The organism is Alcaligenes sp. MMA (genome assembly GCF_020907215.1).
Taxonomy (GTDB): Bacteria; Pseudomonadota; Gammaproteobacteria; order Burkholderiales; family Burkholderiaceae_B; genus Alcaligenes; species Alcaligenes aquatilis.
Genome location: NZ_JAJJPP010000002.1, coordinates 231,773 through 246,168, shown reverse-complemented (window position 1 = coordinate 246,168; position 14,396 = coordinate 231,773). Strand labels below are relative to the sequence as shown.

The following is a 14,396-nucleotide window of genomic DNA, read 5'->3' as shown; positions in this document are numbered from 1 at the left end:
GGGAAATCGTTGCAGAAAAACGGGGGAGTTGGAAACAAAGCAGAACTGGAGCGGGTGATGGGAATCGAACCCACGACGGATGCTTGGGAAGCATCAGTTTTACCATTAAACTACACCCGCCCTGATGGAGAAGTCTGCGTCAAAAGCAGACGATCCCGCGAATGGGGAAGCGAAAATTATAGCGCGATCTCCGGCTCATGCGTTGCCCCCACCCTATATTTTTCGCACGCCATCCCATGAATTCAGCGGCAAGACTCACTACAATAGAGCTTTCCCGCTTTTAGCTAATACGCGAGCCATTCCTGATGCCCGCGCCCCAACCATGACCACCAGCAACGAAAAACCATCCCTGCTCTCGCCCAATGTCGCGAACAGCAACTCCGGCGAGACCCATATCCGTAGCTTTGTTCATCGGCGCGCGCACATTACGCCCAGCCAGGAACAAGCCTTGGCGCGCCTCTTGCCTCTGTGGTCGATCAGCTACCGCGACAGCATTCTGAAACCGGAAACCGTGTTTGGCAACGACCATCCCCTGATTTTGGAAATCGGTTTTGGCATGGGTGAAACCACTCAGAAAATTGCTCAGGCCCGCCCCAACGACAACTTCCTAGGTGTGGAAGTGTTTAACGCCGGTGTCGGCGCCTTGCTCAAGCGTATTGATGACAACCAGATCAGCAATATCCGCATCATCCAGCATGACGCGGTGGAAGTGGTGCGCGACATGATCGCCCCTGCCTCGCTGGCCGGTATTCACATCTACTTCCCGGACCCCTGGCCAAAAAAGCGCCATCACAAGCGTCGTCTGGTGCAGTCTCCCTTTATCCAACTGCTGACCAGCCGTCTGAAACCCGGTGGCTACATTCACTGCGCGACCGACTGGGAAAACTACGCCGAACAAATGCTGGAAGTGCTGTCGGCCGAGCCCATGCTCAGCAACACGCAGGAAGGCTACGCACCCCGCCCCGACTTCCGTCCCCTAACCAAGTTCGAGAACCGTGGGCTGCGTCTGGGTCATGGCGTGTGGGATCTGATCTTCACCCGCAATGACACCCCGACCCCTGAACTGAACTGGCCCAAGAAAGAACAATGAGCGCTACCCTGTTCCCGCCTATAGAGCCTTACGCCCAAGGCACCTTGCACACCGAGGATGGGCATCATATCTACTGGGAATGCTGCGGCAACCCGGCAGGTAAACCGGCTATTTTCTTGCATGGTGGGCCGGGATCAGGATGTTCTACCGATCACCGCCGCTTGTTCGACCCGCAAAAATATAATGTGCTGCTGTTTGATCAGCGCGGTTGCGGGCGTTCCTACCCTCATGCCAGCCTGGAGAACAACACCACCTGGCATCTGGTTCAGGACATGGAGCGGCTGCGCCAGGAAAAGCTCAAAGCCGACAAGATGCTGGTCTTTGGCGGCTCCTGGGGTTCGACCCTGGCGCTGGCCTATGCCCAGACCCACCCCGAACACGTCAGTGAATTGATTGTGCGCGGTATCTTCATGGCCCGCCCTGAAGAGTTGCGCTGGTTTTATCAGGAAGGTGCCTCGCGCTTGTTCCCGGACATCTGGGAACAATATTTGGCCCCTATCCCCAAAGAAGAGCATGGTGACCTGATTACCGCCTATCACAAGCGTTTGACGGGCGATGACCCCGCTGTACAGCTACGCGCCGCACATGCCTGGTCGCAGTGGGAAAGCAATACGATCACGCTCTTGCCCAGCCAGAATCACCTGGATGCCAAATCCAGTGATAAAGCCGCCCTGGCCTTTGCGCGTATTGAAAACCACTACTTCATGAATCAGGGCTTTTTGGAGCCGGATCAGTTACTTAAAAACGCCCACCGCTTGCATGGCATTCCAGGCGTGATTGTGCAGGGACGCTATGATGTGTGCACTCCGGCGCATACAGCCTGGCAACTGCATCGCGCCTGGCCACAAGCAGAGTTTCACATGGTTGCAGACGCAGGCCACGCCTACGACGAACCCGGCATTCTGGCTCGGCTGCTGGCCGCCACCCAGAAATTTGCCATCTGAATCACTCGTCCGGCACTATCCGGACCATATCCAGAGACAAGAATGAACATTACCCTGAACGGCCAGAGCAAGACTCTGGCAAACTCCGACACGGTTGGCACACTGATTATCGAGCTGGGCTATGAGAACAAGCGCATTGCCGTAGAGCTGAACGGCGACATCGTGCCCAAAAGCCAGCACGCCAGTACCCCTATTCAAGAAGGCGACACCATCGAGATCGTGGTTGCCGTCGGTGGCGGCTGAGACTCACCCTTTAAAATGCACAATTGCTGACATTCGAGTACGGCTTTACGGCTAAAAATAAGGTCATAATGAACCGTCTCGCCTGCCATCACGCAGGTAGCAGCCATAGAACCCTAACTTCAGGAGCAAAGCGATGGGCGTATTCAGTTTTCTTAAAGATGTCGGCGAAAAACTCTTTGGTGCCAACGAAGCCAACGCAGCCACAGCAGACGAACTCCAGAAAGAACTGGCCAAACACCAACTTTCCGCCGACGGTCTGAATCTGGCGGTTGATGGCGACAAAGTCACGGTTAGCGGCCAAGCTGCCTCCACTGAACAAGCCGAAAAAATTGTGCTGGCTCTGGGTAACACCCTGGGGGTGTCTCAAGTCGACAACCAGCTCAGCGTTGCTCAGCCTTCCGCCGAAGCCACCATGTACACCGTACAGAAAGGCGACACACTGTGGAAAATTGCTGAAACCAATTACGGCAAGGCAAACGGTGCAAAATACACCGTTATCTTCGAAGCTAACCAACCCATGCTTAGCCATCCTGACAAAATCTACCCTGGTCAGGTACTACGTATTCCGGCGCTGTAATTCTCGCCTCTGCCGGCCATGATCCCTAGGTGCCAAACCTGTGGGATTACGGCCCAGCCAAAATGAAACGCCCGATGCAATGCATCGGGCGTTTTTTATTTACACAAAGATCTGCTGACAAAGCTGCATTAAGACTACATGGCAAACTTACTCGCAACGGGTTCCGTAAAAGTGCAGCGTGCCATCGCAAGGCAACAGACTCTCCAACTTGTCTCGCCCACTATTCCAAAACATCCCATTTCACTTTTTTTTGCCTTGGCTACTTTTCCTACAAAATACGATTAGCAAGCTAAGTATTTGATAAATAATAAATTTCAGACAAACCACGACATTTGTATAGTAAAGTTACTTTTATTCCATTTAGTAACCAATAGATCGACTTGAACTTTGAGATACCGGTACGAATAAAAGAACAAGAACGTAGCAAGCTCAGCCATACCCAGAATAAAAGCACATATATTGCTCAATACAGTCTCGCTGCCTTAATCAAGATTTATCGGTCTACTTCTATCAGCAACCGCCTTAATCAGGCCAGGAGATCGATTCATGCTTGTCAAAACATCGTCACGCGCTGTTGTTGCAACCGTAGTCATGCTTAGCAGCATGACGGCTTATGCCGGCCCCTTAGTGACGGTTACCTTCAAGAATCTGAGCGATAAAGATGCTCATCACACCATCATCTCTGTCAATGACTCCAACACTTACCTCTATGCATCTCCTAAACCTAAAGCAGTGGTGACTCCAGGTACGCAAGTTTTACACCGTCTATAGAGATGTCCCCCCTTCCTCCGGGCTTAAACCTCATACAGTAGACGCCACTCCCTCTGGAGGCGCAATTTGCACCGCCAACATTACATCCATTAATGCCGTCACCAAAGCCTGGAGCGTCGAATTCACGATGCGTTGATTGACCCTTGCTACGCTTCATCCCCAGTGGCGTAGCCCCCCTTCTCCACAGCACGCCACTATGAATACTCTGAATCAACTGAACCCAGTGCCTGAAGTGATCGCTAATTGGCCTGCGAATACCTCGTTGAAACAATCATCCCCTACACCGGACGCTCCGCCTGAAGCCGGGGTAAGTAAAACGAACAGCGTCAGCGTTTCCTCGCTTGCCCAACAGCTCAGTGAAGCAGCACAGCGATCTGCTGAACGGGAAGCCAATCTGACTCGTCAGGAGCTGGCCCAAAAAGGCCAGGCGCTTTTAAAGGTTTTTACAAGTGACAGCTACTATGACAACAAAAAAGTCCATGATGCGCAGGTCCCTGATACAGAGGACCCTGCACATCTAGCCAGGGCACGACAAGCCACTGCCTTTCTCAATGCCCCCAACAAACCCAACCCTTTCAAGGGCTTGAGCCAGGAACAACTAGCCCTGATTGCCTACGATGAAAGCAGCACCTTTACCGTGAATGAACGGCGTGCAGCCTGGATCGAATCCAATGCCCAAGACCAAGTCCAACGACGGATACTCTGCAAAAAAATGGAGGATGAGTACAACCGCACGGGAAAGGTCGCCAATACCTTGCTGGACGTCTACAAGCACTACCAATCTCTACCCAGTATAGAAAGAGCAGTACAGATTCCAGCCGCCTATGAAGATCAACTACTGGCCCGTATTAACGCAGGCGCAAACTTCCAAACCCGTCAGGAGCTATGGTTCCTGAATGCAGAGTTAGGTTGGAATCTTTCCTTGCCTGCACTGGGCACCTAAAGCGATCAGCATCATAGGCAAACAAAAAATCCAGCCCAAATAAACAGTCCCCCGAAGGTTGGATCTGAATCCAACTTTCGGGGGACTGTCCATGAAGCACGTTTGTCATCTGGTCAGCGTGTAATGCTACAGCCAGACTCCGTTCATCCGGGTCCAGAATCAACTTGCTGCTTAGCGAAAGCCCTTGAAGCCTTTACCAGCCAGACCTTTCAAGGCGCCCATACCGCCCAGGCCGCGCATCATTTTGGCCATGCCGCCTTTTTTCATCTGCTTCATCATGCCTTGCATTTGCTCGAACTGATTCAGCAGGCGGTTAACCTCTTGCACCGGCACACCCGAACCCGCCGCAATACGGCGCTTGCGCGAGGCCTTCAACAATTCAGGCTTGGCGCGCTCGGCTGGCGTCATGGAGTTCAAGATGCCTTCGGTACGACGCAATTGCTGCTCGGCTTGGCCGCCTTGCAACTGAGACGCCGCCTGGGAGAACTGCGCGGGCAGTTTTTCCAGCAGTGAACCCATATCACCCAGCTTCTTAACCTGCTGCAACTGGTCGCGGAAGTCGTTCAAATCGAACTTGTCGCCCGCCTTGATCTTGTCGGTAATCTTTTGCGCATCGGCAATGTCGATATTGCGCTGGGCTTGTTCAACCAGAGAAACAATGTCGCCCATACCCAGCACGCGCTGAGCCATACGCTCGGGGTGGAATGGTTCCAGACCGTCCAGCTTTTCCGACACACCCACAAACTTCAGCGGTTTGCCGGTGACATGGCGCACCGACAAGGCGGCACCACCACGGGCGTCACCGTCCAGCTTGGTCAACACCACACCGGTCAGCGGCAAGGCGTCTGCAAAGGCTTTGGCGACGTTCACCGCGTCCTGACCCTGCATGGCATCGACCACAAACAAAGTCTCGATGGGGTTCAGCAGGTCGTACAGAGCGCGAATCTCGCGCATCATTTCTTCATCAATACCCAGGCGACCGGCCGTGTCGACAATCAGCACATCAAAGTGGTGACGCTTGGCGTGGTCCAGGGCATTGCGGGCAATGTCGGCCGGTTTCTGGCTGGGATCGGAAGGCAGGAACTCGACGCCCACTTGGGCGGCAACGGTTTTCAACTGCTCGATAGCGGCGGGACGGTAAACGTCAGCACTGACCACCAGCACTTTTTTCTTGCCCGTTTTACGACCATGCTGAACATGACCGCCTTCACTTAACCACTTGGCCAGCTTACCGGTAGTGGTGGTTTTACCCGCCCCTTGCAAACCCGCCATCAGAATAATGGCCGGTGGCTGCGCCGCCAGGGACAACTCGCTGGCGTCATCGCCCAGGTCTGCCCCCATCAGATTGGTCAGTTCCTGGTGGACAACCCCCACCAGCGCCTGACCAGGATTCAAACTGTCGGCCACTTCAACGCCAAGTGCCTTTTCTTTGACCCGTGCAACAAAATCGCGCACGACAGGCAAGGCCACGTCCGCCTCCAACAGCGCCAGACGCACTTCCCTCAACATCTCCTGAGTATTGGATTCGGTCAGACGAGCCTGTCCGCGCATGGTTTTCACCACACGCGACATACGCTGGGTCAGATTTTCAAACATAGGACTGGGTTCGCTTAAACTAGGTTATCGTGTGGTCTACGAATAAGAATAAAATGGCCACTTGAGGTACGCCCCGTACCGTTTTTCAGGAAATCCGGGACTTATGTCTGCAAGTATTGTATTTCACTTGCTCGCCGCACTGGCGTACATCGTGCTGTCGATCTCGCTATGGCGTCCGTTGACTCGCGGCAGCACCCGAACCGTACTGAACGCCCCTAGCCGGGTGGCTTTGCTCTGCGCCATTATTGTGCACGGAGCGGGCCTATTGCTGACGATTGTACTGCCCCAAGGGCTGCATCTGAGCTGGGCACTGGCCCTGTCGGCGGCAATCTGGCTGGGCATGGTGGTGTTCTGGTTCCAAAGCCTGTATCTGCGTCTGGACGGCCTGTTGCTCATTCTACTGCCTGCGGCCACAATCGTCAGCCTGCTGGCCATGGCCTTTCCCAATGGCCATATCGTCCACCATGCAGGCAATGAATGGCTACGCATCCACTTGCTGATTGCACTGGTCGCCTACGGGCTGAGCACCGTGGCCGCCCTGCACGCCGTCTTGATGACAGCGCTGGACCGCCAGTTGCACCGCCCTATTTTGCATCAGGAACAACGTGGTTTATTCAGCCGGGTGCTGGACACCATGCCGCCCCTGCTGGTGCAGGAAGAACTGCTGTTTCGCCTGATCCGCGTCTCTTTTGTCATTCTGACCTTCACGATCCTGAGCGGTGCCGCCGTCTCCATGGCAATAGACGGTAAATTTTTACCCGCTGACCATAAAACTGTCTTTACTTTACTATCCTGGGTTACATTTGGTGGCTTACTATGGGGCCGGAAACAGTATGGATGGCGGGGTCGCGTTGCTTTGCGCTGGACCTTGGCCGGTTTTGCCTTCCTGCTGCTGGCCTATACAGGCAGCCACTTTGTACTGGACGTCATCTTGCAACGAGGGAAAATTGGGTAAAGTCTTATTCTGGGTTGTCGCTATCCTGGTGGCCATGATCATTGCCCGCATCGTGTCACAAAACAAGGCCCGCAAACGCAACCCACCCAACCCGACCATGCGCCCGCCACGCAAACCAGGCAAGGCAGAAGAGATGGTTCGTTGCGCGCACTGTGGCATTTTTCTACCTCGCTCCGAAGCCCTGATGAGCAATCATCACACTTGGTGCAGCCTGGAACACGCCAAGCGCGGCCCGCGCAGTTAAGCTCATGGCCCGCATGCACCACGCCTATGACCTGGACCGCCAGGGCTGGCTTAAACCCCATGCCAATGTCCTGCGTGCCTTGTCACCCAATCAGGATGACCGCCCCGAGGGCGACACCCCAACCCTGCTGGTGCTGCACAATATCAGCCTGCCACCGCAAGAATTTGGCGGGCCGTATATCCGGGATTTCTTCCAGAACAAGCTGGATATCAGTGCACACCCCTGGTTCGAGAACATCCGGGACCTGAAGGTTTCAGCCCACTTTCTGATCCAGCGTACCGGCCACATCATCCAGTTTGTCCCTACTACCCGCCGCGCCTGGCACGCAGGTGTGTCGCGTTTTAAAGACCGCGAACGCTGCAACGACTTCTCTATTGGTATCGAGCTGGAAGGCAGCGATTTCGAACCCTTTACTGAAGCGCAGTACCGGGAACTGTCCCGTTTGAGCCGCGCCTTGCGCATGCGCCATAACCTGAACGCAGTACGAGGCCACGAACATATCGCTCCAGGACGCAAGACAGATCCGGGGCCGTTCTTTGACTGGGAACGGGTAAAACGCGAGCACGGCTGGCCCAAAGAAACCTTGCCGGAACAAGAACTGGATCAGGGCCGATAAAGTACGTCGGGGCTGATATCGGCCAAAGCATTACAGCCGGTCAGTGCCATGGCCACTTCCAGCTCCGCCCGCAGAATATGCAATACATGGGCCACGCCAGCGGCTCCGGCAGTCGCCAAACCATAAATATAGGGACGGCCAATCATCACCGCCGTCGCCCCCAAAGCCAGAGCCTTGAGTACATCGGTACCGCGTCGAATACCGCCATCCATCAATACCGGCACCCTCTCCCCCACGACCTGACAAACCTGTGACAGGACGTCCACAGAGGCGGGAGCACCATCCAAAGTGCGCCCACCATGATTGGACACAACCATTCCGGCGACCCCTACATCAAGCGCTCGCTGAGCGTCACGGGGGCGCATGATTCCCTTGACCCAAACAGGCAAAGGACTGTGCTGCACCAGCCAGGCAAGATCATCCCAGGTGGGAGCACTATTTAATAGGCCACTGCCAAATAAAGGGCTGGTGCCTGCTGCACCTAAAACCGCCTGCTGCCTGGGAGCGCCCCGCAGATTCACGGCGTCCACACCCTCGGGCAAAGCAAACCCCGCACGCTGCTCCTGATTACGCAAGCCATTGACAGCAGCATCCACCGTCAACATCAAAGCGGCATAACCCGCTGCCTTGAGCCGTCCCAACAAATCCAACGTAAATGCGCGATCCGTTTGCCAATACCACTGTGCCCACAACGGGGCATGCGCCTGTGCGGCAATATCTTCAAAGGAATGACTGGCCTGCATGCTGATTACGCTGGTCGCGCCCATCGCACCCGCGCCCAGCACACTGGCCAATTCACCTTCAGGATGAGCCAAGCATTGATAAGCCACGGGCGCCAGAAGAATCGGGTAGTCCATAGACTGCCCTTGCAGTGTCAAACGGGTGGAAGGCTGATCAAACTCACCTAGAGCAGCAGGCCATAAACCCCAGCGCCCGAAGCTGGCCAGGTTGTCTTGCACAGTAAACTCATCGGCCGCCCCTGCACTGAAATACGCCCAGTCCTGTGCGCGCATACGCACACGGGCATAGGGTTCGTAATCCCTCAGGCAGGCAATCTGGGCCGGAATATTACTGAGCGGGGGCAGCCGTTCTTGGGACATGATCAATCAAGCTCCTGGCGATCAGACATCGCTCCATTCACGCAGCAAATTATGATAAATCCCCGTCAGGCGCGACAGCTCCTGGGCATCTGCGTTCTGCTTGGCCAGTTGCTGAATGCTCTGATCCAGCTCCCACAGCAGTTTGCGTTGATGCGCATGACGCACCATGCTTTGCGTCCAGAAAAACGAGGCATAGCGTGTTCCTTTAGTCACCGGCTGTACACGATGCAAACTGGTCCCCGGATACACCACCATATGCCCTGCAGGCAGTTTGATGGACTGTGTTCCGTATACATCTTCGATGATCAGCTCCCCGCCCTCGTATTCGTCGGGGTCGCTAAAAAACAAGGTTGTGGAGACATCAGTACGCAGACGCTGTCCCGTGCCAGGAATCGTAAAAATCGCGTTATCGATGTGGTTGCCGTACTCCCCGCCGCCTTCGTAACGGTTAAAACGTGGTGGCAACATACGCAGGGGCAAGGCAGCGGCAATAAAGCCGCTGTGCTGACCCAATACATGCATTAAAAACTCCCCCATCTGCCTGGCGACAGCTGTATCAAGAGGCAATTGCAGATTGCGTTTGCTGTGCTGGGCCAGATAACCCGCCGTCGTGCGCCCATCCTCCCACTGTGCCTGCTCCAGGGCCTGGCGACACTCATGCAACTGTTCAGCATTGAGCACATCGGGGATCGTAATCAGCATGGGTCACCTGCCAAAACAAAAGGAATACAAGGTAAAGCAAGAAACAGACAGGCCGCCCCAAAAGGCGGCCCATCTGAATTTACACGACAAAACGCAACTTACTCGAAGCGGTAAGAGGCATTGAACATGTAAGAGCGGCCTGGGCCAACGTTGGCAAAAAGGCCGACGTGGGAAGCATCATACATGCGCACATTGCTGATGTTGTTGACGTTGAACTGGAAAGATACGTTCTTGTTCAGGTCGTAGCGCGCCATTGCATCGTAGCGCCAGTAGGAAGGCAGCTTCAATTGATTGGCGTCATCCACAAAGCGTTTGCCCACAAACGTGGCACCTGCGCCCAAGGTCAGCTCGGGCATGACTTTGTAGGTCGTCCAGACGTTGAAGCTCTGCTTGGAGATGAACTTCATCTGCTTACCGTCAAAGACATTATTGCCGCTGCGGTATTTCTTGATCTTGGGGTCCAGATAGGTGTAACCCGCCCATACATTCCAGTTCGGGGTAATTGCACCGGCCGCACCCAACTCCAGGCCACGTACACGGTTGCTGCCGCTCAAGGACACATCGCCAGTCAAAGGATCGGTAGAACGAGCATCTTTCTTGTCGGTCTGGAAAATGGCCGCTGTCAAAGACAACTTCTCGTCGGCCACGTCCCACTTTGTCCCCAACTCCCAGCTGTAGCTGCGCTCGGGCTTCAGGTCACGAATAGCGGCGCCACCTGCCGGGCCATCTGCACCACCGGCCTGACCCAGGTTCTCCCCTGTCGGGTTGGAAGAGGTGCCATAGCTCAGGTAGATAGAACCATTGCGCGCTGGCTTATAGACCACACCCAACTGATAGTTCCACATATCATCTTTGCGGGACTCCTGGGTATTGTCGACCTCAAAACGATCAAATCGCACGCCACCATTGACCGACCATTGCTCATTAAACGCAATGGTGTCAAAGATATACGCCGAGCGTGTCTTGATATCGCCTGCTTTGGTTTTGGAGCCATAGTTCAAGGAATAGCTGTAGCTGCGATTGGGATTCGGATTATAAAAAGAGTCCGTATCCGAGCCAGGCGTGCCCGTGATGCTTCGGTTGTAGATATCCTCCTTGCTGAACTCAAGCCCGGCTACCACATCATGTTTCAAGGTACCCGTTGTAAACGTACCGTATACGTCGGTTTGGTTCAGCAGGGACTCCGAACTGCGCCAGCGCGCCCGATCCGATCTTGTGAACAGCAAGCCCTCCCCCTCACTGGCGCACGCACCACCCGAATTGGCCTTGCAATTGTCAAACGACGGTCTGGTCATCAAGTAATGATTCAAGGTCTTGCCATAGCGCGTCACGTTGCGAACTGTGAAACGCTCATTAAGGTCATGCTCAATCTGTGCCGTGGCGGTATCTGCCGTATATTCACGAAAATCGACCTGATGACGACCGTAGAAATTGTCTCGGTCTGCTTCCAAGGGGGTCACACGATCCGGATTGGCCGCGTTCCGGAAGGGAAAGCCCAGGTCCGGCATATCTTTGTTTTCAAGATGCGAATACGACAAGGTCACACGTGTGGGGGTACCCAAACCAAAAGCAATGGAAGGAGCGATCCCCCAACGGTCGATTGTCACGCCATCACGACCTGCGACGTCACCCCCCATGCGCATCAGGTTCAAGCGGATTGCACCTGTGTCCGAAAAAGCATAATTGCCGTCTGCCGTCAGACGATATTGGTCCGACGTCCCGTAACCTGCTTCCACCTGGAAAAAGTCTTTCAGCTTGGGAGACTTGGTCACCAGATTCAGGCTACCGCCAGTGCCGCCACGGCCTGTATACGCCGAGCTGGGGCCCTTCAAGACTTCAACCGATTCCAGGTTGAAGGTCTCGTGCGAGCCACGGGAGTAATCACGCACACCGTCAATAAAAATATCGGTACTGGCCTCATAACCACGGATAAAAGGACGATCTCCCACGGGAGTACCGCCTTCGCCCGAACCCAAAGTAATGCCGGGAGTGGTGCGCAACACGTCTTGCAGCGATGTCGCACCACGATCCTTGATCACCTCCTCTGGAATCACGGTGATAGAGCGCGGTGTGTTAAGCAAAGTCTCAGAGAACTTCACCGATTGCGCTTTATGGGCCTGAAAGCCCTCAATGCCATTGGCATCTTCCGAGCCTTGAACTTTGATCGACTGCAACTCGGTCACGCCTGGATTGGCGGTTTGAGCGATCACAGGACTCGTCAGGGCGGCAAACAGGGCAGCAGACAAGACCGTCTCGGCAAAGCGACGAGGCGGCACAGAGGAAACGAACGACATTACCAGCTCCATATGGTAGGTATCACTTTTTCAAGGCTGTGCGATCAAAGCAGGGTTGATCGCGCGCATTAGCGGTGTTTCGATGCCTGATAAGTGCTTTTAATAGGAACCGTAATATTAATCATTCCCATTCTTAAGTCTATCCAAATATTACGATTTCCTTAAATTCAACTCAAAACCAGCGGGTTTTGGCCCACAGTGTCGTGTGCATGCATCGTATTACGATCAATTCTCATTAAGATAGACAAAAACCAAAAAATCGCTTAACACCCCTTTCCCTTTAACTACGCCCTTCTTCCATCAATGGTCTGTCAACACGCACAAAAAAGGCCTCTATCGTACACATCACGATAGAGGCCTATGTATTGGCAACTGACTCCGCCTTCAGGCAGAGCCAGAAAGCTTCAGATTTACAGATTCAACAGCAAGCGATTCACACGTTTCACAAAGCTGGCGGGATCTTGCAAGGCGGCTCCCTCAGCCAGCATGGCTTGTTCCAGCAACAACTGGGCCCACTGTTCAAAGGCTTCATCGTCAGCGGCCTGAACCTTGGCGATCAAAGCATGCTCCGGGTTGATTTCCAGGATTGGCTTAACTTCAGGGGCTTCCTGGCCAGCGGCTTGCAGCATACGCAGCAAATGCGGGCTCAGTTCATTGGCATCGACCACCACACAAGCAGGGGAATCGACCAGACGGGCCGTAATACGCACTTCCTTGACCTTCTCGCCCAGCGTGGCTTGCAGACGCTCGACCAGCGGCTTGAAGGTTTCAGCCACTTCGGCTTGGTGTTTCTTTTCTTGCTCGTCTGCCAGCGAATCCAAGTCCAGACCGCCCTTGGCCACGGACACCAGTTGCTTGCCTTCAAATTCGCGCAGATAGGACAGCATCCACTCGTCCACGCGGTCGGACATCAGCAGCACTTCGATGCCTTTCTTGCGGAATACTTCCAGATGCGGGCTGTTCGATGCAGCAGCAAAGGTGTCAGCGGTGACGTAGTAAATCTTGTCCTGCCCTTCTTTCATGCGACCGATATAGTCGTTCAGGGACACGGTCTGGGCCGAGCCTTCCTGATGCGTGGACGCAAAGCGCAGCAAGGCTGCAATACGAGCCTGATTGCCCATGTCTTCGCCGGTGCCTTCTTTCAGCACCTGACCAAACTGGCCCCAGAACTCGGCGTATTGCTCGGGCTGGTTCTCGGCCAGATCTTCCAGCAAGGACAGAATGCGCTTGGCGCTGCCTTCACGGATGGCACGGACATCACGGCTTTCTTGCAGAATTTCACGCGAGACGTTCAGCGGCAGGTCAGCCGAATCGATCACGCCACGCACAAAGCGCAAGTAGGCGGGCAACAGTTGGTCGGCGTCATCCATGATGAACACACGCTTGACGTACAGCTTTACGCCACGGCGGGCATCGCGGTCCCACAGATCAAAAGGAGCTTGCTTGGGAACGAACAGGAGCTGGGTGTATTCGCTACGGCCTTCGACCCGGTTATGTGTCCAGGCCAAAGGGTTCTCGTAATCGTGAGCGATGTGCTTGTAGAACTCCTGGTACTGCTCGTCGGTAATTTCCGACTTGGAGCGTGTCCACAAGGCGCTGGCCTGGTTCACGCTTTCCCATTCGTCCTGCGTGACTTGTTGCTGCTTCTCTTCGTCCCACTCTTCCTTGCGCATTTGCACCGGCAAGGAGATGTGGTCGGAGTAGCGACGCAGCACGTTGCGCAAACGCCAGCCGTCCAGGAAATCGTCCTCGCCTTCACGCAGATGCAAGGTGATGGTGGTGCCGCGCTCGGCTTTTTCAGCGGCGGCAATGGTGAACTCGCCTTCGCCGGAGGATTCCCACAGCACCGCTTCCTGATCCTCACCGGCGCGACGTGTCAGCACGGACACCTTGTCAGCCACGATAAAGGAAGAGTAAAAGCCCACGCCAAACTGACCAATAAGCTGAGTATCTTTTTGCTTGTCGCCCGTCAGTTGGGAAAAGAACTCTTTGGTGCCCGAGCGGGCAATAGTGCCCAGGTTGGCAATTGCCTCGTCACGCGACATGCCAATGCCGTTGTCGGAAATGGTGATCGTGCGCTGTTCTTTATCGAACTCCACACGGATACGCATTTCCGGATCGCCTTCCAGCAAAGCTGGATTGTCGATGGCCTCGAAGCGCAGTTTGTCACAGGCATCCGACGCATTGGATACCAGCTCACGCAGGAAAATCTCCTTGTTGCTGTACAAGGAGTGAATCATCAAATGCAATAATTGTTTGACTTCAGCCTGAAAACCTAGGGTTTCGGACGTATTCGCAGTGTCAGTCTGGCTCATGGTGAA

General features: G+C 54.5%; 14 protein-coding genes and 1 tRNA gene. 9 read left to right on the top strand and 6 right to left on the bottom strand.

What is annotated here, in order from left to right:
• Nucleotides 1-46: 46 nt before the first annotated feature.
• Nucleotides 47-120: transfer RNA gene (locus LNA76_RS09615), tRNA-Gly, on the bottom strand.
• A gap of 202 nt (nucleotides 121-322) precedes the next feature.
• Between LNA76_RS09615 and trmB the strand changes: the two genes are divergently transcribed.
• From trmB to LNA76_RS09585, 6 genes are all read left to right on the top strand, one after another.
• On the top strand, nucleotides 323-1,090 hold the full coding sequence (gene trmB / locus LNA76_RS09610) for a tRNA (guanosine(46)-N7)-methyltransferase TrmB (protein WP_094195550.1): 768 nt from the start codon (nucleotides 323-325) through the stop codon (nucleotides 1,088-1,090).
• Nucleotides 1,087-2,034 carry a prolyl aminopeptidase gene (gene pip / locus LNA76_RS09605; RefSeq protein ID WP_125277411.1) on the top strand — a complete coding sequence of 316 codons (948 nt, stop codon included), beginning with the start codon at nucleotides 1,087-1,089 and terminating at the stop codon, nucleotides 2,032-2,034. The genes trmB and pip overlap by 4 nt, the downstream gene beginning before the upstream one ends.
• Nucleotides 2,035-2,076: 42 nt before the next feature.
• Nucleotides 2,077-2,277, top strand: a complete 201-nt coding sequence (thiS, locus tag LNA76_RS09600) for a sulfur carrier protein ThiS (RefSeq protein ID WP_094195548.1) — start codon at nucleotides 2,077-2,079, stop codon at nucleotides 2,275-2,277.
• A gap of 133 nt (nucleotides 2,278-2,410) precedes the next feature.
• Nucleotides 2,411-2,854: a peptidoglycan-binding protein LysM gene (gene lysM, locus LNA76_RS09595; protein ID WP_094195547.1), complete on the top strand. Its 444-nt coding sequence runs from the start codon at nucleotides 2,411-2,413 to the stop codon at nucleotides 2,852-2,854.
• Nucleotides 2,855-3,400: 546 nt separating this feature from the next.
• Nucleotides 3,401-3,625 carry a hypothetical protein gene (locus LNA76_RS09590; protein WP_159063891.1) on the top strand — a complete coding sequence of 75 codons (225 nt, stop codon included), beginning with the start codon at nucleotides 3,401-3,403 and terminating at the stop codon, nucleotides 3,623-3,625.
• Nucleotides 3,626-3,821: 196 nt separating this feature from the next.
• A complete protein-coding gene (locus LNA76_RS09585; protein ID WP_121737899.1) occupies nucleotides 3,822-4,568 on the top strand; it encodes a hypothetical protein in 747 nt (248 codons plus the stop codon).
• 171 nt (nucleotides 4,569-4,739) lie between these two features.
• Here LNA76_RS09585 and ffh read toward each other — a convergent pair whose 3' ends face one another.
• Entirely contained in the window at nucleotides 4,740-6,164 is a 1,425-nt protein-coding gene (gene ffh, locus LNA76_RS09580; RefSeq protein ID WP_094195545.1) for a signal recognition particle protein, read from the bottom strand.
• 103 nt (nucleotides 6,165-6,267) lie between these two features.
• Between ffh and LNA76_RS09575 the strand changes: the two genes are divergently transcribed.
• From LNA76_RS09575 to ampD, 3 genes are read left to right on the top strand one after another with little or no spacing between them, the layout of a single operon-like run.
• Nucleotides 6,268-7,119: a cytochrome C assembly family protein gene (locus LNA76_RS09575; RefSeq protein WP_094195544.1), complete on the top strand. Its 852-nt coding sequence runs from the start codon at nucleotides 6,268-6,270 to the stop codon at nucleotides 7,117-7,119.
• Entirely contained in the window at nucleotides 7,112-7,363 is a 252-nt protein-coding gene (locus tag LNA76_RS09570; protein WP_094195543.1) for a PP0621 family protein, read from the top strand. The genes LNA76_RS09575 and LNA76_RS09570 overlap by 8 nt, the downstream gene beginning before the upstream one ends.
• Nucleotides 7,364-7,367: 4 nt before the next feature.
• The gene (gene ampD, locus LNA76_RS09565) at nucleotides 7,368-7,979 is read left to right on the top strand and encodes a 1,6-anhydro-N-acetylmuramyl-L-alanine amidase AmpD (RefSeq protein WP_094195542.1); all 612 of its coding nucleotides are present in this window, start codon (nucleotides 7,368-7,370) and stop codon (nucleotides 7,977-7,979) included.
• On the opposite strand, the gene LNA76_RS09560 is transcribed toward ampD, so the two are convergent.
• From LNA76_RS09560 to htpG, 4 genes are all read right to left on the bottom strand, one after another.
• Entirely contained in the window at nucleotides 7,967-9,079 is a 1,113-nt protein-coding gene (locus LNA76_RS09560) for an alpha-hydroxy acid oxidase (RefSeq protein ID WP_230018975.1), read from the bottom strand. The two genes, ampD and LNA76_RS09560, sit on opposite strands and share 13 nt — an antisense overlap.
• A gap of 21 nt (nucleotides 9,080-9,100) precedes the next feature.
• A complete protein-coding gene (locus LNA76_RS09555; protein WP_230018974.1) occupies nucleotides 9,101-9,781 on the bottom strand; it encodes a Fe2+-dependent dioxygenase in 681 nt (226 codons plus the stop codon).
• Nucleotides 9,782-9,879: 98 nt separating this feature from the next.
• On the bottom strand, nucleotides 9,880-12,075 hold the full coding sequence (locus LNA76_RS09550; protein WP_230018973.1) for a TonB-dependent receptor: 2,196 nt from the start codon (nucleotides 12,073-12,075) through the stop codon (nucleotides 9,880-9,882).
• Nucleotides 12,076-12,485: 410 nt separating this feature from the next.
• Complete coding sequence (htpG, locus tag LNA76_RS09545) at nucleotides 12,486-14,390, bottom strand: molecular chaperone HtpG (protein ID WP_094198249.1); 1,905 nt, start codon at nucleotides 14,388-14,390, stop codon at nucleotides 12,486-12,488.
• Between the last annotated feature and the right edge of the window lie 6 nt (nucleotides 14,391-14,396).